The sequence below is a fragment of the Streptomyces sp. DSM 106670 genome, from assembly GCF_055792845.1.
Genome location: NZ_CM147704.1, coordinates 5683666 through 5704757 on the forward strand (window position 1 = coordinate 5683666; position 21092 = coordinate 5704757).

Genomic DNA, 21092 nt, shown 5'->3' on the forward strand with positions numbered 1-21092 from the left:
CGTCGCCTCTGGTTCGTCTTCGTGTTCTGGTATCACCGGTCACCGCCCGCATGATGGTGGCACGGCCCGTAGACGGAGGAGGGCATCAGGGTGCATCGCACGGGCGCGGGAAGCGCAACATACGCCCCTTTGCACCCGCGCGCACGCTGTGTGCGCGGACGGACACCGTTTCGGCCGGGCTGTCGGTGGCGTACGGCAGGATGGGGCGGATGAGCCAGCACCAGACGGACGGGGGCGGCCCCGGCACCGCCCCGGCCGGCGGCGGTCCGCCGGAATACGCGGAGCTGCCGGAGTACGCGGAGCGCGTCCTCGACGTGGCCGATCTCATCCCGCCCGGCCGGGTGATGACGTACGGCGACATCGCGGAGTGGCTGGGCGAGGGCGGGCCCCGCCAGGTCGGCCGGGTCATGGCGCTGTACGGATCGGCCGTGCCGTGGTGGCGCGTCGTCCGCGCCGACGGGACGCTGCTGCCCGCCCACGAGCTGCGGGCACTGGACCACTACCGCGCGGAGGGCACCCCGCTGCGCGAGGCGTCGCGCCGGGCGGAGGGGCACATCCCGCGGATCGACGTGCGCCGCGCCCGCTGGGACGGGCACGCGGGTGGCGACGGGGGCGGTCCGGGCGGTTCCGGTGACCCGGTCGGTTCCGGTGATCCGGATGGTCCGGTCGGTCCCGGCGGTCCGGGCGAGAAAGCTCACACCTGACAGCTTCCGCCATCGGCCCGCCGAGGCGGCGCCCCGACGCGGCAGCGCACGTGACGAGGGACGCAGCGCGGCCGCCGCCTCCCGCGCCGTCGCTGGCGTAGCGTCGTCATCGCGCGGCACGCTCCGCCCCTTCCTCTTCCCCGTCTGCACCGACCCTGATCCTCTTCCCCCGTACATCCACGCACACCCACGCACACCACGTACATCCACGCATATCCACAGGACCGGCGATCCACGTGAGTTCCTCCTCCACCCGGCACAGTCCGCACCGTGAGTCACGGCCGCGGACCACGGGTGCGTACCGGCTGGTGCGCACTCCGCCGGGTTCGGTGGATCCTCCTCTGCTGGACGCAGGCCAGCGCGCGGTGGTTGACCACCCGGGCGGCCCGCTGCTGGTCCTCGCCGGGCCCGGCACCGGCAAGACCACCACCCTCGTCGAGTCCGTCGCCGCCCGGGTGAACCGGGGCGCCGACCCGGCCCGCATCCTCGTCCTCACCTTCAGCCGCAAGGCCGCCGTCGAACTGCGGGACCGGATGGCCGCCCGTCTCGGCGCGGCCCGGGGCCCGCAGGCCACCACGTTCCACTCGTACTGCTACGCCCTGGTCCGGGCCCACCAGGACGCCGATCTCTTCGCCGATCCGCTGCGGCTCCTCTCCGGGCCCGAGCAGGACGTCACCGTCCGCGAACTGCTCGCGGGCCAGCTCGACCTGGAGAAGGAGGGACTGGCCCATGTCCGCTGGCCGGACGAGCTGCGGTCCTGCCTGACCACCCGCGGCTTCGCCGACGAGGTGCGCGCCGTGCTGGCCCGCAGCCGTGAGCTGGGCCTCGGCCCGGACGCGCTGGCCGCCTTCGCCCGCCGCACCGGCCGCCCGGACTGGAGCGCGGCGGCCCAGTTCCTCGCCGAGTACCTCGACATCCTCGACGCCCAGGGCGTCCTGGACTACGCGGAGCTGGTGCACCGCGCGGTGCTGCTCGCCGAGCGCCCGGAGGTGGCTGCGGAACTGGCCGACCGGTACGACGCGGTGTACGTCGACGAGTACCAGGACACCGACCCCGCCCAGGTGCGCCTGCTGCACGCGCTGGCCGGGAACCGGGGGCGCGGCGAGGACCCGAGCGGCGGGCGGACGCTGATCGCCTTCGGCGACCCCGACCAGTCGATCTACACCTTCCGGGGCGCCGATGTGAACGGCATCCTCGACTTCCCGGACACCTTCCGCCGGGCGGACGGGGGGCCCGCGCCGGTGGGCGTCCTCACCACCTCCCGCCGCTCCGGGGCCGGACTGCTGGCGGCGACCCGACTGCTCACCCGCCGGATGCCGCTGACCCGGCTGCCCGGCGACACGGTCCGCGCCCACCGCGACCTCCACGCCGTCCGGGACGGCGGCCGCGTCGAGACGTACACCTACCCGACCGCGTCCACGGAGCTGGAGAACATCGCGGACCTGCTGCGCCGCGCCCACCTGGAGGACGGGGTGCCGTGGCAGGAGATGGCCGTGCTGGTACGGGCCGGAGGCCGCTCGCTGCCCGCCGTCCGCCGCGCCCTCACCTCCGCCGGCGTCCCCCTGGAGGTCGACGGCGACGATCTCCCGCTGCGCCACGAACCGGCCGTCGCCCCGCTGCTGACGGCCCTGCGGACGGTGGCGACGGCGGCACTGCACCACCGCCCGGCCGAAGCGGAAGCCGAAGCGGAGGATCAGCCGGAGGGCGGGCCCGCCTCCTGGCCCGACACCGAGACCGCCCTCACCCTCCTCACCTCCCCGCTCGGCGCCATGGACGCCGCCGACCTGCGCCGCCTCGGCCGGGCCCTGCGCGACGAGGAACGCGCCGCCGGAATCCGGGTGCCCGCGCCCTCCGACGACCTGCTGGCCCGCGCGCTGGCCGAGCCCGAACGGCTCGTCACGCACGACCCGGCGTACGCCCACGGAGCGCAGCGCCTCGGCGCGCTCCTGCGCAAGGCCCGCGAGCTCCTCGAAGGCGGCGGCACCGCCGAGGAGGCCCTGTGGATCCTGTGGAACGGCACCCCCTGGCCGGGCAGGCTGGCGCGGGCCGCGCTGCGCGGCGGGGCGGGCGGGCGCAACGCCGACCGCGATCTCGACGCGGTGTGCGCCCTGTTCGACACGGCCGCCCGCGCCGAGGAGCGCACCGGCGGGCGCGGGGCCCTCAACTTCCTCGAAGAGGTCGACGCCCAGGACATCGCCGCCGACACCCTCTCCCGGCGGACCGCCCGCCCCGACGCCGTACGCCTGATGACCGCCCACCGCTCCAAGGGCCTGGAGTGGCGGCTCGTCGTCGTCGCCGGGGTCCAGGAGGGCGTCTGGCCCGACCTGCGCCGCCGGGGCTCGCTCCTGGAGGCGGACCGGATCGGCCGCGACGGACTCGCCGAACCCCTCTCGCCCGGGGCCCTCCTCGCCGAGGAGCGCCGGCTCTTCTACGTCGCCGCCACCCGCGCCCGCGACCGCCTGATCGTCACCGCCGTGAAGGCCCCCGCCGACGACGGCGACCAGCCCTCCCGCTTCCTCACCGAGCTGGGCGTCGAACCCCGCGACGTCACCGGCCGCCCGCGCCGCCCCCTCGCCGTGGCCGCGCTCGTCGCCGAACTGCGCGCCACCACGGTCGACCCGGCCGCCTCCGATGCGCTGCGCGAGGCCGCCGCCCACCGCCTCGCCCGGCTCGCCGCGCTCACCGACGACGAGGGGCAGCCGCTGGTGCCGGCGGCCCACCCGTACCGCTGGTGGGGTCTGGAGGAACCGACCCGCTCCGCCGTCCCGCTGCGCGACCGCGACCAGGCCCTCTCCCTTTCTCCTTCGGCTCTGGACCAGCTCGCCAACACCTGCACCCTCCAGTGGTTCCTGGGCCGCGAGGTGAAGGCCGACGCCCCGGCCACCGCCGCCCAGGGGTTCGGCAACGTCGTCCACGTACTCGCCGACGAGGTCGCCTCCAGCCGTACGCCCGCCGACCTCGACGTCCTCATGGAACGCCTGGACTCCGTGTGGAACGGCCTCGCCTTCGACGCCCCCTGGAAGTCCGAGCAGGAGAAGGACCAGGCCCGCGCCGCCCTGGAACGCTTCCTGCACTGGCACGTCCTGGACCGGGGCGGCCGCACCCCCACCGCGAGCGAGCACGACTTCGACGTGACCCTGGAGGCGGGGGAGTACGCGGTGCGCATCCGGGGCTCGATGGACCGGGTCGAACAGGACGCCGAGGGCCGGGCGTACGTCGTCGACTTCAAGACCGGCAAGGGCGCGCCGACCAAGGACGAGGTCGCCGCCCACCCCCAGCTCGCCGTCTACCAGCTCGCCGTCCGGGAGGGCGCGGTCGACGAGGTCTTCGACGGAAAGCGCCCCGAGCCGGGCGGCGCCGAACTGGTCCAGCTCCGTCAGCCCGCCCCCAAGAAGGAGGGCGGCGACGCCTTCCCCAAGGTCCAGGCCCAGGAACCGCTGGCCGGGGAGTGGGTCTCCGACCTGCTCGCCACCGCCGCCGGAAAGGTCCTGGACGAACGCTTCACGCCCACCACCGGCGCCCACTGCGCCCACTGCGCCTTCCGCGCCTCGTGCAGCGCACAGCCGGAGGGGCGGCAGGTGGTGGAGTAGCCGTCGCATCCGGTTCGTGCCGGGTTGTCAGTGGCTCCGGTTACCGTTTCTCACGTGTCCCCACGCATCACCGATCCCGAGCAGCTCAAGGAGCTCCTCGGGATCCCGTTCACCCCGGAGCAGACGGCCTGCATCATCGCGCCGCCCGCCCCGCAGGTGATCGTGGCCGGAGCCGGGTCGGGCAAGACCACGGTGATGGCCGCCCGCGTGGTCTGGCTGGTGGGCACCGGACAGGTCGCGCCCGAACAGGTCCTCGGCCTCACCTTCACCAACAAGGCGGCGGGCGAGCTGGCCGAGCGCGTCCGCAAGGCGCTGATCGCCGCCGGGGTCACCGACCCCGACGCCATCGACCCGGACAACCCCCCGGGCGAACCCACCATCTCCACGTACCACGCCTTCGCCGGCCGTCTCCTCACCGAGCACGGCCTGCGCATCGGCCTGGAGCCGACCACCCGCCTCCTCGCCGACGCCACCCGCTACCAGCTCGCGGCCAAGGTGCTGCGCGAGGCCCCGGGCCCGTATCCGGCGCTCACCCGCTCCTTCTCCACCCTGGTCAGCGATCTGCTCGCGCTCGACGGGGAGCTGTCCGAACACCTCGTACGCCCGCAGACGCTGGAGACGTACGACACCGAACTGCTGCACGAACTGGCCACCGCCAAGCTCAGCAACGCGGACCTGCGCAGGATCCCCGAGACCGCCGAGGCCCGCCGCTCCCTCCTCGGCCTCACCGAGCGCTACCGCTCCGCCAAGCGCGGCCGCGACCTCATGGACTTCGGCGACCAGATCGCCCTCTCCGCCGAGCTGGCCCTCACCCGGCCCGAGGTGGGGGCGATCCTGCGCGAGGAGTTCCGGGTGGTGCTGCTGGACGAGTACCAGGACACGTCGGTCGCCCAGCGGCTGCTGCTCTCGGCGCTGTTCGGCAGCGGTACGGAGTCCGGAGCGGGCGGCCACCCGCCTCCCACCGGCCACGCGGTGACCGCCGTGGGCGACCCCTGCCAGGCGATCTACGGCTGGCGCGGCGCGTCCGTCGCCAACCTCGACGACTTCCCCGAGCACTTCCCGCACGCCGACGGCACCCCCGCCACCCGCTACAGCCTCAGCGAGAACCGCCGCAGCGGCGGCCGCCTCCTCCAGCTCGCCAACGGCCTCGCCGAACCGCTGCGCGCGATGCACGAGGGCGTCGAGGCGCTGCGCCCCGCCCCGGGCGCCGAGCGGGACGGCCTGGTCCGCTGCGCCCTGCTGAACACGCACACCGAGGAGATCGACTGGCTCGCCGACTCGCTCGCCCACCTCGTGCGCACCGGCACCCCGCCCGGCGAGATCGCCGTTCTGTGCCGCACCGCGGGGGACTTCCCCGAGATCCAGGCGGCCCTGGTCGCCCGGGACATCCCGGTCGAGGTCGTCGGCCTCGCCGGGCTGCTGCATCTGCCCGAGGTGGCCGACCTGGTCGCCGTCTGCGAGGTGCTCCAGGACCCGGGGGCCAACGCCTCGCTGGTCCGCCTCCTCACCGGACCGCGCTGGCGCATCGGCCCCCGCGACCTCGCGCTGCTCGGCCGCCGTGCCCGCCTCCTCGTGCACCGGGCGGGCCACGCGGACGAGGCCGACGCGGACCAGCGGCTCGCGGAGGCCGTCGAGGGCACGGACCCGGCCGAGGTGATCTCGCTCGCCGACGCGCTGGACACCTTCCTGGTCGCGGGGGACGAGGGTGACGACGGGCTGCCGTTCTCCGCCGAGGCCCGGGTCCGCTTCGCCCGCCTCGCCCGGGAGCTGCGCGACCTGCGCCGCTCGCTCGCCGACCCCCTGATGGACGTGCTGCACCGGGTCCTGGCCACCACCGGCCTGGAGGTCGAGCTGTCCGCCTCCCCGCAGGCGCTGGCCGCCCGCCGGCGCGAGACCCTTGCCAACTTCCTGGACATAGCGGCCCGGTTCGCCTCGCTGGACGGCGAGGCGTCGCTGCTCGCCTTCCTCGGCTTCCTGCGGACCGCCGCGCAGTACGAGAAGGGCCTCGACAACGCGCTGCCCGGCGGCGAGAACACCGTCAAGGTCCTCACCGCCCACAAGTCCAAGGGGCTGGAGTGGGACGTGGTCGCCGTGCCCGGACTGGTCACCGGCCAGTTCCCGAGCGGCCAGTCCAGGGACGCGTGGACCGCTCAGGCCAAGGTGCTCCCGCACGCCCTGCGCGGCGACGCGGCGACGCTCCCGGCCGTCGACAGCTTCGACGCCAAGGGGCTGAAGGCGTTCAAGGAGGAGATGAAGGAGCACCAGCACACGGAGGAACTGCGCCTCGGCTACGTCACCTTCACCCGCCCCCGCTCCCTGCTCCTCGGCTCCGGCCACTGGTGGGGCCCGTCCCAGAAGCGGACGCGCGGCCCGTCCGCCTTCCTGGACGCGCTGTACGAGCACTGCGCCGCGGGCCACGGCGAGATCGAGGTCTGGGCGGACGAGCCCGCCGAGGACGAGGAGAACCCGGCTCTCGCGGAACGGGACGCCGACCTGGCCTGGCCGCTCCCGCTGGACGCCGATGCCCTCGCCCGCCGACGCGCCGCCCGCGACACGGTGCTGGCCCACCTGGAACGCCTGGCCGTCCAGGGGGACGAGCGGCCACCGGCGTACGCCCCCGGACCCGACGACGTACCGGCGCACGACCTCTGGGACGACGAGCCACCGACCGACGAGCCCCCGGCCGACGAGGACTGGGACTGGGACGCGCTGCCCACGGAGCGCCCCGTGGGCGAGGCGGAGGCCGAACCGGACACGGCGGAAACGGCCCGCGAGCCCGCCCCGGAGCCCGTACGGGAGCCGGTCACGTACACCGAGCCCGCCCCGGCGTCCGTACGGGAGACGGGACCGCAGCCCGCACGGCAGCCCGCCCCGGAGCCCGCGAGCGCATCCGCCCCGCACATCCCCGCCGCCCGCCACCCGCAGGAGGACCCGGCCGGGCGGCTCACCCCCGAGGAGGCCCGCACCCTCGCCTCCTGGGACCGGGACCTGGACGCGCTGGCCGGGGAACTGCGCCGGGCCCGCGCCACCGTGCGTGAGGTCCACATCCCCGCCTCGCTCTCCGCCACCCAGCTGCTCCGCCTGGCCGAGGACCCCGACGCCTTCGCCCAGGAGCTGGCCCGGCCCATGCCCCGCCCGCCCGCAGCCGCCGCCCGCCGGGGCACCCGCTTCCACGCCTGGGTGGAGTCGCGCTACGAGGAACTGCCGCTGCCCCTGCTCGGCCCCGACGAGCTGCCCGGGGGCGACGAGAACGACACGGAGATCGCCGACGAGCGCGACCTCGCCGAGCTGAAGGAGGCGTTCGAGCGCACCGCGTACGCCCGGCGCACGCCGTACCGCGTGGAGACCCCCTTCCAGATCACCCTGGCGGGCCGGGTGATCCGGGGCCGGATCGACGCGGTGTACCGCACGGGCGACACCTACGAGATCGTCGACTGGAAGACCACCCGCCACCGCACCGCCGACCCGCTCCAGCTCGCCGTCTACCGCCTGGCCTGGGCCGAACTGCACGATCTGCCGCTCGACGCGGTCACCGCCACCTTCCTCTACGTACGCACGGGCGAGACCGTCCATCCGCGGGGACTGCCCGGCCGGGCCGAGCTGGAGCGGATCCTGCTGGACGAGCCCGCCCCCGAGGGCGGATAGGCTCAAGAGCATGAGCGAGACCCCGGACAGCGCCGTCCGTACGTACACCGAACAGCACCGCGCAGCCTTCCTCGACGACCTCGCCGAGTGGCTGCGCATCCCGTCCGTGTCCGCGCAGCCGGAGCACGCGGGGGACGTACGGCGCAGTGCCGAATGGCTGAGCGCCAAGCTCAAGGAGACCGGCTTCCCGGTCGCCGAGATCTGGGAGACCCCCGGCGCCCCGGCGGTCTTCGCCGAGTGGCCCAGCGAGGACCCCGGCGCCCCGACCGTCCTGGTCTACGGCCACCACGACGTGCAGCCCGCCGCCCGCGAGGACGGCTGGGCGACCGACCCGTTCGAGCCGGTGATCCGGGACGGCCGGATGTACGGACGCGGCGCGGCCGACGACAAGGGCCAGGTGTTCTTCCACACCCTCGGCGTCCGCGCCCACCTCGCCGCGACCGGCCGCACCACCCCCGCCGTCAACCTCAAGCTGCTGATCGAGGGCGAGGAGGAGTCCGGCTCGCCGAACTTCCGCGCGCTGGCCGAGCAGCACGCCGACCGGCTCGCCGCCGACGCGGTGATCGTCTCCGACACCGGCATGTGGGACGAGGACACCCCGACCGTCTGCACCGGCATGCGCGGCCTCGCCGAGTGCGAGATCCAGCTGTACGGGCCCGCCCAGGACATCCACTCCGGATCGTTCGGCGGCGCCGTCCCCAACCCCGCCACCGAGATCGCCCGTCTGGTCGCCGCCCTGCACGACGCGGACGGCAAGGTCGCGATCCCCGGCTTCTACGACGGGGTCACCGACCTCACCGACACCGAGCGGGCCCTCTTCGCCGAGCTGCCCTTCGACGAGGCCACCTGGCTGCGCACCGCCAAGTCGGGCGCCGCATCCGGCGAGGCCGGGTACTCCACGCTGGAGCGCGTCTGGGCCCGCCCCACCGCCGAGGTCAACGGCATCGGCGGCGGCTACCAGGGCGCCGGCAGCAAGACGATCATCCCCTCCTCCGCCCTGGTGAAGATCAGCTTCCGGCTGGTCGACGGCCAGGACCCCGACCATGTACAGCGGGCGGTCCAAGCCTGGGCCGAGTCCCGTATCCCGGCGGGCATCCGCCACCGGATCACCTTCCAGCCCGCCACCCGCCCCTGCCTGACCCCGCTGGACCATCCCGCCCTCCAGGCCGTGGCCCGCGCGATGGGCCGGGCCTTCGGGAAGAAGATCCTCTTCACCCGCGAAGGAGGCTCGGGGCCCGCCGCCGACCTCAGGGACGTGCTCGGCGCCCCGGTCCTCTTCCTCGGCATCTCCGTACCCTCCGACGGCTGGCACGCCCCCGACGAGAAGGTCGAACTGGACCTCCTCCTCAAGGGCGTGGAGACGACCGCCCACCTGTGGGGCGACCTGGCCACGGCGCTGGGCCGATGAATCCGCCGCACCTCCACGTACCTCCGCACACCCGATCCACCCAGGGGGAGTAGGAAGCACCTGTGAGCACCTTCGACAACGCCACCGCAGACCGCCCGATCGGCCTCACCGCGCCGAGCGGCATCGACCGCGCGGCACACCACCGCCTCGACGAGGCGTGGCTGGCCGTGGCGTGGAGCCACCCGACGACCCGCGTCTTCGTCGTCTCCGGCGGGCAGGTGCTGATCGACGACACCCCCGACGGGGGCACCGAGATCGTCATGACCCCGGCCTTCGAGGCCCCGGTCACCGAGACCCACCGGTACTTCCTCGGCACCGACGAGGACGGCGTCAGCTACTTCGCGCTCCAGAAGGACTCGCTGCCCGGCCGCATGGACCAGTCGGCCCGGCCCGCCGGACTCCGCGAAGCCGGCCTGCTCCTCGGCCCCCGCGACGCGGGCCTGATGGTGCACGCCGTCGCCCTGGAGAACTGGCAGCGCCTGCACCGCTTCTGCTCCCGCTGCGGCGAGCGCACCGTCATCGCGGCGGCCGGCCACATCCGCCGCTGCCAGGCCTGCGGGGCCGAGCACTACCCGCGCACCGACCCGGCGGTCATCATGCTGGTCACCGACGACCAGGACCGGGCCCTGCTGGGCCGCCAGGTGCACTGGCCGGAGGGCCGCTTCTCCACGCTCGCCGGGTTCGTCGAGCCGGGGGAGTCGATCGAGCAGTCCGTGGCCCGTGAGGTCTACGAGGAGGCCGGGATCACCGTCGGCGAGGTCGAGTACATCGCCAGCCAGCCGTGGCCCTTCCCCTCCAGCCTGATGCTCGGCTTCATGGCCCGGGCGACCTCCTTCGACATCAACGTCGACGGCGAGGAGATCGAGGAGGCCCGCTGGTTCTCCCGCGAGGACCTCACCGCCGCCTTCGAGTCCGGCGAGGTCATGCCCCCGTTCGGCATCTCGATCGCGGCCCGCCTGATCGAACTCTGGTACGGCAAGCCGCTCCCGAGGCCGGGCGCCGTGAAGCGGACCGCCTGAGGTCCGTGCCCCCGGACACACGACTGCCCCCGGCGGTGCCGGGGGCAGTCGTACGCGCGACAGGCAGTCGTTCCATCGGCCGGATCAGGCGGCGAGGGCCTGCTTCACCTGGGCGAGCGACGGGTTCGTCATGACCGACTCGGTGCCCGAGGGGGCCACGATCAGCAGCGTCGGGACCGTCTGGTTTCCGCCATTCGCCTTCTCGACGAACGCGGCCGACTCCGGGTCGTGCTCGATGTTGACCTCGTTGTACGCGATGCCCTCGCGGTCCATCTGGCTCTTCAGCCGACGGCAGTAGCCGCACCAGGTGGTGCTGTACATCGTCACAGTGCCCGCCATGTCGCTGGCGCTCCTTCGTCTCGTCCGTCCGCTGCGCGGCCGGCAGCGTCACTCGCGGTCCGGCCGCTCACCGCAGCGCTCCCGCAAGGTTAAAGAACGTACGGGGGGCGGCCGCCATTCCCGCAGCGCCGGTACGGGCCCCGGCGGCCGGGTCCCGCACGGCCCGCCCGGTACGACGAATACCTCACCCCTGTGGACAACCGCCGCATCCGCCCCGTGGGACCTGGCAGCATGGCGGGGTGACAGCAGCAACGCACTCCACTCTCTTCCCCCAGGTTCCCGAGACCCCGGACGCCGTGCTCGACGGGCTCGACCCCGAGCAGCGCGAGGTGGCTCTCGCCCTGCACGGACCGGTGTGCGTGCTGGCCGGAGCCGGTACGGGCAAGACCCGCGCGATCACCCACCGCATCGCGTACGGGGTCCGGGCGGGCATCCTCCAGCCGGCCACCGTGCTCGCCGTCACCTTCACCAACCGGGCCGCCGGAGAGATGCGCGGCCGCCTCCGTCAGCTCGGCGCGACCGGCGTCCAGGCGCGGACCTTCCACTCCGCCGCCCTCCGGCAGCTCCAGTATTTCTGGCCGAAAGCAGTCGGTGGCGAGCTGCCCCGGCTGCTGGAGCGGAAGGTGCAGCTGGTCGCCGAGTCCGCCGCCCGCTGCCAGCTCCGGCTCGACCGCAACGAGCTGCGGGACGTCACCAGCGAGATCGAGTGGGCCAAGGTCACCCAGACCGTCCCCGCCGACTATCCGGCCGCCGTCGCCAAGACCCAGCGGGACGCCCCCCGCGACCCGGCGGAGCTCTCCCAGATCTACTCCATGTACGAACAGCTCAAGCGCGACCGGTCGGTGATCGACTTCGAGGACGTGCTGCTGCTCACCGTCGGCATCCTCCAGGACCGCGGCGACATCGCCGAGCATGTGCGCGGCCAGTACCAGCACTTCGTCGTCGACGAGTACCAGGACGTGAGCCCGCTCCAGCAGCGGCTGCTCGACCTCTGGGTCGGCGACCGGGAAGACCTCTGCGTCGTCGGCGACGCCAGCCAGACGATCTACTCCTTCACCGGGGCCACCCCCGACCACCTGCTGAACTTCCGCACCCGCCACCCCGGGGCGACCGTGGTCAAGCTGGTGCGCGACTACCGCTCCACCCCCCAGGTCGTCCACCTCGCCAACGGCCTGCTGAGCCACGCCCACGGCAAGGCCGCCGACCACCGCCTGGAGCTGGTCTCGCAGCGAGACAAGGGCCCCGAGCCGGTCTACGCGGAGTATCCCGACGAGCCCACCGAGGCCGAGGGCACCGCCCGGCGCATCCGCGACCTCATCGCCGCGGGTGTGCCGGCCGGCGAGATCGCCGTGCTCTACCGCGTCAACTCCCAGTCCGAGGTCTACGAACAGGCCCTGGCGGACGCCGGGGTGCCCTACCAGCTGCGGGGCGCCGAGCGGTTCTTCGAGCGGGCCGAGGTCCGCGAGGCGGGCACCGCCCTGCGCGGCGCGGCCCGCGCCGGGCGCAACGACTCCCTGCTCGACGGCGCCGAGGACCTGGCCTCCCAGGTGCGGGCGGTCCTCTCCACCAAGGGCTGGACCACCCGGCCGCCCGCCGGATCGGGGGCCGTGCGTGACCGCTGGGAGTCGCTGGCCGCGCTGGTGCGCCTCGCGGAGGACTTCGAGACGGCGAAGCCCGGGGCGACCCTGACCGACCTGGTCCGTGAACTGGACGAGCGGGCGGCCGCCCAGCACGCCCCGACGGTCCAGGGGGTGACCCTGGCGTCGCTGCACTCGGCGAAGGGCCTGGAGTGGGACGCGGTGTTCCTGGTCGGCCTGATCGAGGGCATGATGCCGATCGCGTACGCCAAGACCGACGAGCAGGTCGAGGAGGAGCGGCGCCTGATGTACGTGGGGATCACCCGCGCCCGCGTCCACCTCTCGCTCTCCTGGGCGCTGTCCCGGTCGCCGGGCGGCCGGGCGAGCCGACGGCCGACCCGCTTCCTGAACGGGCTGCGGCCGGGCTCGGCGGCCACGGGCGCGCGCGGTGGGGCGGGCGGCGGCGGAGGGATCGACCGGGGCACCGGCCGGGCCGCGGCGGCCGGGCGGACCCCGGCCGTCGAGCGCAAGCCCCGGAGCCCGGTGCGCTGCCGGGTCTGCGGACGGACGCTCACCGACGCGGGCGAGATGAAGCTGATGCGCTGCGAGGAGTGCCCCTCGGACATGGACGAGGCGCTGTACGAGCGGCTGTACGACTGGCGGGCCGCCCAGGCGGCCCTGCTGGGACAGCCGGACTTCTGCGTGTTCACCGAGAAGACCCTCATGGCCATCGCCGAGGCCGTGCCGTCCACCGAGGGCGAGCTCGTCGTCATCGCCGGTGTCGGCAACCGGAAGTTGAGCCGCTTCGGCACCGACGTTCTGGCCATCTGCGCAGGTGAGACGGTTGATGACGAGTCCGAGCAGGGCGTCGGGGAGAGCTGAGAAAAACTCGTCCAGAAAATAGTTTGCGCCCGCACCAGTCGTCACCATAGGTTCTTAACCACGGGAACAGCGACTTCTCTGAAGCCCTGATTCCGTGCTGTACTTATCCGAATACGCAGGACCGGTCCCGGCCGGTCCCCCTGAGACGCCGAGAGGAGGCGATTGAAGTGATCAGCATCATCGAAACCCAGAAAATGACCGATCTCTCGGTCGTCTCCGCCTGCTCGCTCGGCCTCGCCCGCTCCTCGGCTGCCTCGCTCCGTGCCACCGGTCTGTCCGGCATCTCTGCCGCCCGTCCGCTGTCCCTGGCGAGCCTGCCCGTGACGCGGGAGCGCAATGAGCGACCGACCGAGGCACCGGCGGCAGCAGTAGCGAAGGCAGCACAGGCTCAGGCCTATGCCTTTGCGGCAGCCGGTGCCGGATTCACGAAGCAGACGCAGCACCACCACGAGATGTGGGCCTTCCGTGGGCCTGAACCCTGGAGTGATCCAGCCTGATCCAGCATCAGGCCGGCGCCTTCAGGGCCGCGGAACCCCACTCGGGATCCGCGGCCCTTTTGTTTTGTCCGAACGGACGAGACGGAACGAAGGAGCCTCGGGACAAGCAGGACCTGGTACCAGAAGCCGCCAACCGGCCAACAGGCCGGCACGACCAGACGAGGACACCACCCACCGTGCACATCGAAACGCACGCCCCGTCAGTACCGCTTTCCACCCCGATCTCGCCGCCCGGCTCCACGGAGGACTCCACCTTGACCCCGCTCACCACGCTCACCGCGCTCGACGACGCCATCGAGAACCTCGGCGTCCCCGTCCCGTGTCGCTCCTACGACCCGGAGGTCTTCTTCGCCGAGTCGCCCGCCGACGTCGAGTACGCCAAGTCCCTCTGCCGTACCTGCCCGCTCGTCGAGGCCTGCCTCGCCGGCGCGAAGGACCGCCGCGAGCCCTGGGGTGTCTGGGGTGGCGAGCTCTTCGTCCAGGGTGTCGTCGTGGCCCGCAAGCGTCCCCGTGGCCGTCCGCGCAAGAACCCGGTCGCAGCGTGACCGCGACCTGTGGGGTCCCCGCCCCCACACGCAGACTCCGCCTCGGAACGATCGACCGTCCCCAGACCCATGACCCCCGGAATCAGGCACCAATGATCACCCCCACGAAGGAGCCCGTCGGCTCCGCAACCCCCGACGTCACCATCATCGGCGCGAACGACTCGCGTCAGAACAGGACCCGCGAAATGCAACTCATCCCAGAAGCCCTGGCTCGTGCGCATATGCACGACCGCCTGCGGGAGGCCCAGGGGGACCGCCAGTCGGTCCGCCTGATCACCGCCCGCCGGATGCAGCGCCGGGCGGAGCGCGCCTCGCTGCGCGCCCGCCGCGCGCTGGCCATGGCGGTCATGCACTGACCGTGCAGCCATCACCCGCACCGCGGGGCCGTCCGGACACGGACGGCCCCGCGGTGCGTTGTGCCGTCACTCGTTCGGTCACGGGGATATCGTCAGGAGGTGGACGAGGAGACCCATCCCCCCGAACAACCCGCCGAGGGACGCGTGGTGTGCGCCCGCTGCGGCACCGCCGCCGAAAGCGACACGGCCCCTCCGACCTGGCTCTGCTCCGTGGAGGACGGACGCCGCCTCCACTTCTGCGAGGGCTGCGCACGCCTCCACATCCGCGCGATCGAGAGCCGCCTCGACTCACTCTGGTGGTGACCACACGCCGGTGACCGCACGACGATTACCGCGCGCGCCGGGGACCACCTGGCGGCGGCCGCGCAACGGTGACCACCTGACGACGGCCGCCCACCCGGCCCGCTCTACGCCTGGACGGTCTCGCCCTCCGGCTCCGGCTCGCCCTCCTCCTCGGCGTACTCCGCCTCCGCGTACTCCGCCTCCGCGTCCTGCGTCTCCGTGTCCTCCGCGAGGAACCCCGGCAGCCACGCTTCGAGCTCCTCGCGCAGCCGGACCGTCGCGCCGAGCTGGCACAGCACCCCGATCGTGCTGAGCGTGACCCGGTGTATCAGGACGTAGGACGGAGGAAGGTTCAGCTGCCTGCCGAGCTGATGGGCGGGGGAGCGCGGATCGGCTATCCGGGCCGCCTGCTCACGGATCCAGCCCCGGCCGAAGGTGAACTCCTCCACCTGCGTGGGCTCGATGATCGGGAGCAGATAGTCGAGCACCTCGTCCGGGTCCAGGTCGATCGACTCCTTGACGAAGCCCTCCTGGCGCAGCTTCGCGTACACCCCCGCCGCGTCGCCCTCCAGCGTCAGCCGCAGAGAGTCGCCGATGGTCCGCGGCAGCCCGCCCGGAAGCCGGTCCACCGTGCCGAAGTCCAGCACCCCCAGCCGCCACGAGCCGGCCGCGCCGTCATCCTCCCCCTTCTCCTTCTTGCCCTCCGGCAGCAGCCGGAAGTTGCCCGGATGCGGGTCGGCGTGCAGCAGCCCGGTGCGCGCCGGACCGGAGAAGAGGAAGCGGGCCAGCAATTGCCCCGCACGGTCGCGCTGTTCCGGTGTGCCGTCCGCGATGATCCCGGACAGCGGGATCCCGTCGATCCACTCCGTCACCAGCACCTGGTCGGACTGGTGCACCACCTGAGGGATCACCACATCCGGGTCGTCCGCGAACTCCGCCGCGTGCTCCCGCTGCGCCTGCGCCTCCAGCTCGTAGTCCAGCTCCTCCGACACCCGGTCGCGCAGCTCCTTGATCAGCGGCTTGACGTCCACCCCCGGCACCAGCGGGCCGAGCAGCCGGGCGAAACGGCTGAGTTGGGCGAGGTCGGAGAGCAACGCCTCGCCCGCGCCGGGATACTGCACCTTCACGGCGACCTCTCGGCCGTCGTGCCACACCGCCCGGTGCACCTGACCGATCGAGGCGGCAGCGGCCGGGGTGTCCTCGAACTCCAGGAAATACTCCCGCCAGTCCTCCCCGATCCGTGTCGCGAGCACTTCGTGGACCGTGCGCGCGGGCAGCGGTGGCGCGGCCTCCTGCAGCTTGGTCAACGCCGCCCGGTAGGGGCCGGCGACCTCCTCGGGCAGGGCCGACTCGAAGACGGAGAGGGCCTGGCCCAGCTTCATGGCCCCGCCCTTCAGCTCGCCCAGGGTCTTGAACAGCTGGTCCGCCGTGCGCTGCTGCACCTCTCGGGCCACCAGCTCGGCCGACTTCCCGCCGATCCGCTTGCCCAGCCCCCAGGTGGCACGGCCGGCGAAGCCGAGCGGAAGCGCGGCCAGCTTGGCCGTACGCGTAACCGCCTTCCGGGGAAGATCAGACATGTGCCCCTCCAGTTCCCAGACTGCCGTGCCGCTCGGGCCTGAAGGTGTCACTCCGGCGACGGCGGTCACCCCGCCATTGTGTCCTGTGCCGGAACACCACCGGAGGCCCGTTCTCCCGTAGCGTCCCCGGCCGCCCCGCAGGAACAGTCCGCATGCGGGCCGATCGGCTCGGAACGCCAGTCCAGCAACGGCAGAGCGGCCTCCCAGCGTGTTCCGGTACTTGTCGGGAGGTCCCCGTCCAGAAACGCGAGGGCGTGCGCCGCGGCGAGACCGGCGACCGCCGTCGCGAGCCCCAGATCGCAGGCGGGCACCGCTCCCCGCCGCCCGGAACGCCACTGCGCCAGCATCCGGGGCCACTGCGGATCCCGGTCCGCCCGGTGCAGTTCCAGGCAGCCCGCACAGCCGGTGCCCCCGGGCAGGACCAGAGGCCCGACCACCCCCGTGGCCTCGATCACCCCCGCGTAGAGATGAGGAGTACCCGACGCGATCCAGGGACCGGCCGTGTCCACGACCGGTGCGTACACCGAGAGGCCGTCCCGGGGAGCGACGACGATCAGGGACAGACCGGGCGGCTGCCCGGCACTCCCCGCCAGGCCCGCCCCCGCCAGGCCGGCCCTTGCCGGATCGGCGCCCGCCCTGTCGGTCCCGGTCCGGTCAGCTTCCACCCGGTCGGCCGCCGTCCCGGCCCCCTTCGCCCGTCGGGGCGCGGGCCCGGGCGCGGACCGGTGGACGAGTCGGCGGGCCGCCACATCGCGCCGTTCCCCCACGGCTGCCGGAGGAAGGCCCCCGGGAGCCACGTCCCAGGGCTCGGCCCGGCCCCCGTCGAGCACCTCCACCTGTCCCACCCCCGCACCGGACAGCACCGAGGCGATGGCCGCCCCGACCCGCCCCGCTCCCCGCACCTGGACCCGCATCGCCCGCCGGGCCGCCATCCGGCGCAGTCCGCCGCCCGGTTCGGGACGGACGACCGACAGCGAGGCCACATCGGGACGCTGGCGGTCCATCACCTCGGCGCGTCGGCGCAGCGCGTCGGCCCCCGGACCGGCCGACCTCGGATCGTCGAGGAGCCCCGCCTCCGCCAACCGACTCAGCAGAACGTCCACATGATGTTCCGACAGGTCCAGCGCACGGGCCTCCTCACGCAGCAGCGGCAGACCGCGCGTGCCGTCGAGCAGCTCCAGGAAGCTCCCCGTGGCGATGTCCACCGGACCCAGCGTCACGGCGTGCGCGGGTGTCACACCGAACTGCACGGTGTTCCGTCCGCGCCAGGCGCGACGCAGTGCGGGCTTCAGCATCGGATACATCGGATACCTGACCTTCCCCCGAGCGGAGTCGCGAGCACGGATGTGCTCGCGGACCGGTGATCCGCGGAGCTCTTTCCGCAGGACCTCCGCCAGAATGCGCGCCCGCGCCGAACCGTGCGCCGAGTTGTCCACAGGCCCGGGCTGTTCATCATGCAATCCCGGAATCGCCCAATCCCGGAATCAATCCCGGAATCGCGCAATCCCGCGGATCGTCGCGGAACCGTCACCCGGGACGGGACTTCTCCCGTGGACAGCGGGTAACGTCGTGGCGTGCCCGCCGACCCGTCGTCCGGCCTCGCCGGGGAGATCCCCGCGCGCGGTGCCGGTACCCATCAGCGCAGCGCGGAGGCCCGCCCGCCCCGCGCTTCGGCGACGAGCGCCGTCGAGGTCCGCAGGAGCACCCGCCGCAGGAAGTCGGTCACCGCGTACCGGGAGGGCGACCGCACGATCGTGCTCATCCCGGCCCGGATGTCGGAGGCGGAGGAGCGGCGCTGGGTGGGGGTGATGCTCGACAAGCTCGCCGCCCAGGAGAGCAAGCGGGTCCTGGGCGACACCGAGCTGGAGGAGCGGGCCGTACGGCTGTCCGCCCAGTATTTCGACGGCCGCGCCCGGCCCGCCTCGGTGCGCTGGGTGACCAACCAGAACACCCGCTGGGGCTCGTGCACCCCGGCCGAGGGCAGCATCAGGCTCTCGCACCGACTGCAGGGCATGCCGGAGTACGTCGTCGACTACGTGCTCCTCCACGAGCTGGCTCATCTGCTCGTTCCCGGACACGGTCCGGGGTTCTGGCGGCTCCTGGAGGCGTACCCGCGGACCGAGCGCGCCCGCGGATATCTGGAGGGCGTGGTGGCCGCCGAGCAGCTGCCCCACCTGCCCGCCGCCCGCGAGGAGTGACCGGGCCCGGTCGCGTTCGCCGATTCTGTACCGGGTGTGTACCGGCTTGGTCCGTTGTCCTTGTTTGCGGTTAGCCTGACGCGACGCATTTACCTTCGGGATGGGGGACGGTCGTTACGCATGGCCAGGGAATTCCAACGCGGCCACAAGGCCAAGATCAGTGATCTCACGCCAGGGACGGATCTGTACGTAGGCGTGCAGATCGCAGCCCCGGGGCTGACCTTCGACATCAGCTGCTTCGGTCTCGACGCCAACGAGCAGCTCTCCGACGACCGGTACTTCATCTTCTTCAATCAGCCGAAATCGCCCGAGGAGTCCATCCAGCTCCTCGGCGCGCAGTCCGGTGACACCGAGTCGTTCCGCGTCACGCTCGACCGCATTCCGGCCGCCATCCAGAAGCTCTCCTTCACCGCGACGCTCGACGGCGCCGGGCAGATGTCCCAGATCGGTCCGGGGTACATCCGGATCGTCGCGGGCGGCGAGGAAGTGGTGAGGTACGCCTTCACCGGGTCGGAGTTCACCACCGAGCGCGCGGTGATGCTCGGCGACTTCTATCTGAAGGACGTCTGGCGCTTCGCCGCCGTCGGCCAGGGTTTCGACGGCGGTCTCGACGCGCTCCTGAAGAACTTCGGCGGCGAGGTCGCCGAGGAAGAGCCGCCGCCCGCCGCCGCGCCCGCCGCCGTCCCGGGCTTCGCCCCGCCGGCCCAGGCAGCCGCGCCCCCGGCCTTCGGCGCCCCGCCCGCACCCCAGGCCCCGCAGCCCGCACCGTCCTTCGGAGCCCCGGCCGCGCCCACGCCGCCGCCCGCGCCCCAGCAGCCGATGCACGCGGCGCCGACGATCGCGGCCCCGCTGGCCCCCCAGGCGCCGCATGCCCCTGCGGCCCCGCAGGCTCCCCAGGCCCCGCCCCCGTACGGCCAGCCTCAGCAGCCCCAGCAGCCGCAGTTCGGCCAGGTCCCCGGTCAGGGCGCACCGCCCGCCGCCCCCTTCGGCCAGCCGGCCCCCGCTCCCTACGGTCAGCCCGCGCCGGCCCCGTACGGTCAGCAGCCCCCCGGCGGTATGCCTCCGGGCGTCCCGCAGGGCGTGCCCCAGGGTGTGCCGGCCGCGGGTGCGGGTCTGCAGGCGGCCCTGCAGCCGTACAAGGAGACCGCGACCGGGCAGCGCTGGACCCCGCAGAACCAGCAGCTCATGCGGGTCGACCTGACCATAGGCGGATCCGGAGTGCTGGCCCGCCAGGGCAGCATGGTGATGTATCAGGGCAAGGTGGACTTCGGCTACAAGAGCGCCGGCTTCGTCGGCCGCGCCGTGGGCAACGCCACCGGCCAGGAGATGCAGCTGATGCGCTGTACCGGCCGGGGTCAGGTCTTCCTCGCCGAGGAGGGCTCGCACCTGCACCCGATCGAGCTCCAGGGCGACGGCATCTGCGTCTCCGCCGAGAACGTCCTCGCCTTCGACGAGTCCCTCCAGTACGAGGTGCGCAGGGTCGAGGGCCACGGCATCCCCGGCGGCGCGCTGTTCACCATGCTCTTCCAGGGCACCGGCACCGTGGTCGTGAAGACCCACGGCACCCCGGTCGTCCTGCCGGTCACGCCCACCACGTTCGCCGACTGCAACGCCGTCGTCGCCTGGTCGGCCGCCTCCCAGGTGATCGTCTCCAGCCAGGTCCGGCTGCGCCGCAACGCGTACCCCGGACACAGCGGGGAGACCGTGAACCTCCAGTTCCGGGGCGCCCCCGGCAACTTCATCGTCGTCCAGCCCTACGAGGTCTGAGGGAGCCCGTCATGAACCAGCAACTCGCGGGCTACGCCCCGACCCCCGTCACGGCCCGGATGGAGAACCACGGCAAGACCATGCTCAAGGTCGCCATGGCCTCCGGGCAGGACCTCTTCGCGCGCACCGGCTCGATGGTGGCGTACGAGGGCTTCATCCAGTACGAGCCCAACCCGCCCGCCGTCCGGCAGATCGCCTCCCAGTGGATCACCGGCGAGGGCGCACCCGTCATGAAGTGCTCCGGCGACGGGCTGCTCTATCTCGCCGACTACGGCGCCGACGTGGTCGTCATCAACCTCAACAACGACTCGCTCTCCGTCAACGGCACCAATCTCCTCGCCTTCGACGCCCACCTCACCTGGGGCGTCGAGAAGGTCAAGGGGATGGCCAAGTTCGCCGGGCAGGGCCTGTGGAACGTCGTCGTCCAGGGCACCGGATGGGTGGCCATCACCTCCCGGGGCACCCCGATCGTCGTCGACTGCGGACGCGGCGAGGACGAGACGTACGTCGACCCGGACGCGCTCGTCGCCTGGTCCCCGAACCTCAAGGTGAAGGGCAAGCGCAGCTTCAAGGCCGGCTCGCTGATCGGCCGCGGCAGCGGCGAGGCGTACCAGATGGCCTTCTCCGGCCAGGGCATCGTCGTCGTCCAGCCGAGCGAGGACAGCACGGACCGCCTGCGGATCCGGAACTGAGGGGGAGGGGGAAC

General features: G+C 73.0%; 16 protein-coding genes. 13 read left to right on the plus strand and 3 right to left on the minus strand.

Annotation, left to right across the window (positions count from 1 at the left end):
- The first annotated feature begins 209 nt into the window (after positions 1-209).
- The 5 genes from ACSMXR_RS25305 to nudC all read left to right on the plus strand — a co-directional run bounded on the left by ACSMXR_RS25305 (position 210) and on the right by nudC (position 10366).
- Positions 210-704 (plus strand): MGMT family protein, encoded by a 495-nt coding sequence (locus tag ACSMXR_RS25305; RefSeq protein ID WP_473169984.1) that lies wholly within the window; start codon positions 210-212, stop codon positions 702-704.
- A 236-nt stretch (positions 705-940) separates the two neighbouring features.
- Positions 941-4294: an ATP-dependent helicase gene (locus ACSMXR_RS25310; protein ID WP_473169985.1), complete on the plus strand. Its 3354-nt coding sequence runs from the start codon at positions 941-943 to the stop codon at positions 4292-4294.
- Positions 4295-4348: 54 nt separating this feature from the next.
- On the plus strand, positions 4349-7939 hold the full coding sequence (locus tag ACSMXR_RS25315) for a UvrD-helicase domain-containing protein (protein ID WP_473169986.1): 3591 nt from the start codon (positions 4349-4351) through the stop codon (positions 7937-7939).
- 10 nt (positions 7940-7949) lie between these two features.
- Complete coding sequence (locus tag ACSMXR_RS25320) at positions 7950-9347, plus strand: dipeptidase (protein WP_473169987.1); 1398 nt, start codon at positions 7950-7952, stop codon at positions 9345-9347.
- A gap of 62 nt (positions 9348-9409) precedes the next feature.
- Positions 9410-10366 (plus strand): NAD(+) diphosphatase, encoded by a 957-nt coding sequence (gene nudC, locus ACSMXR_RS25325; protein WP_137231811.1) that lies wholly within the window; start codon positions 9410-9412, stop codon positions 10364-10366.
- Positions 10367-10450: 84 nt separating this feature from the next.
- Here the strand turns inward: nudC and ACSMXR_RS25330 are convergent, their stop codons facing one another.
- A complete protein-coding gene (locus ACSMXR_RS25330) occupies positions 10451-10705 on the minus strand; it encodes a glutaredoxin domain-containing protein (protein ID WP_006127421.1) in 255 nt (84 codons plus the stop codon).
- A 239-nt stretch (positions 10706-10944) separates the two neighbouring features.
- Between ACSMXR_RS25330 and ACSMXR_RS25335 the strand changes: the two genes are divergently transcribed.
- The 5 genes from ACSMXR_RS25335 to ACSMXR_RS25355 all read left to right on the plus strand — a co-directional run bounded on the left by ACSMXR_RS25335 (position 10945) and on the right by ACSMXR_RS25355 (position 14865).
- Complete coding sequence (locus ACSMXR_RS25335; protein ID WP_473169988.1) at positions 10945-13164, plus strand: ATP-dependent DNA helicase UvrD2; 2220 nt, start codon at positions 10945-10947, stop codon at positions 13162-13164.
- A 167-nt stretch (positions 13165-13331) separates the two neighbouring features.
- Positions 13332-13661, plus strand: coding sequence for a hypothetical protein (locus ACSMXR_RS25340; RefSeq protein WP_218524813.1), 330 nt, complete (start codon positions 13332-13334; stop codon positions 13659-13661).
- 176 nt (positions 13662-13837) lie between these two features.
- Positions 13838-14206, plus strand: coding sequence for a WhiB family transcriptional regulator (locus ACSMXR_RS25345; protein WP_006127424.1), 369 nt, complete (start codon positions 13838-13840; stop codon positions 14204-14206).
- Positions 14203-14562, plus strand: coding sequence for a hypothetical protein (locus ACSMXR_RS25350; RefSeq protein WP_137231808.1), 360 nt, complete (start codon positions 14203-14205; stop codon positions 14560-14562). Before ACSMXR_RS25345 ends, ACSMXR_RS25350 begins: the two co-directional genes overlap by 4 nt.
- Before the next feature lie 99 nt (positions 14563-14661).
- Complete coding sequence (locus ACSMXR_RS25355; RefSeq protein WP_137231807.1) at positions 14662-14865, plus strand: hypothetical protein; 204 nt, start codon at positions 14662-14664, stop codon at positions 14863-14865.
- Between the two features lie 104 nt (positions 14866-14969).
- Here the strand turns inward: ACSMXR_RS25355 and ACSMXR_RS25360 are convergent, their stop codons facing one another.
- Together ACSMXR_RS25360 and ACSMXR_RS25365 are read right to left on the minus strand one after the other, a co-directional pair.
- Positions 14970-16421 carry an ABC1 kinase family protein gene (locus ACSMXR_RS25360; RefSeq protein WP_473169989.1) on the minus strand — a complete coding sequence of 484 codons (1452 nt, stop codon included), beginning with the start codon at positions 16419-16421 and terminating at the stop codon, positions 14970-14972.
- 65 nt (positions 16422-16486) lie between these two features.
- Entirely contained in the window at positions 16487-17725 is a 1239-nt protein-coding gene (locus ACSMXR_RS25365; RefSeq protein ID WP_473169990.1) for a ThiF family adenylyltransferase, read from the minus strand.
- A 270-nt stretch (positions 17726-17995) separates the two neighbouring features.
- Between ACSMXR_RS25365 and ACSMXR_RS25370 the strand changes: the two genes are divergently transcribed.
- From ACSMXR_RS25370 to ACSMXR_RS25380, 3 genes are all read left to right on the plus strand, one after another.
- Positions 17996-18619, plus strand: a complete 624-nt coding sequence (locus tag ACSMXR_RS25370) for a M48 metallopeptidase family protein (RefSeq protein WP_137231804.1) — start codon at positions 17996-17998, stop codon at positions 18617-18619.
- Between the two features lie 120 nt (positions 18620-18739).
- Positions 18740-20386, plus strand: a complete 1647-nt coding sequence (locus tag ACSMXR_RS25375; RefSeq protein ID WP_473169991.1) for a TerD family protein — start codon at positions 18740-18742, stop codon at positions 20384-20386.
- Positions 20387-20397: 11 nt separating this feature from the next.
- Positions 20398-21078 (plus strand): AIM24 family protein, encoded by a 681-nt coding sequence (locus ACSMXR_RS25380; protein ID WP_030631285.1) that lies wholly within the window; start codon positions 20398-20400, stop codon positions 21076-21078.
- The last annotated feature ends 14 nt before the right edge of the window (positions 21079-21092 follow it).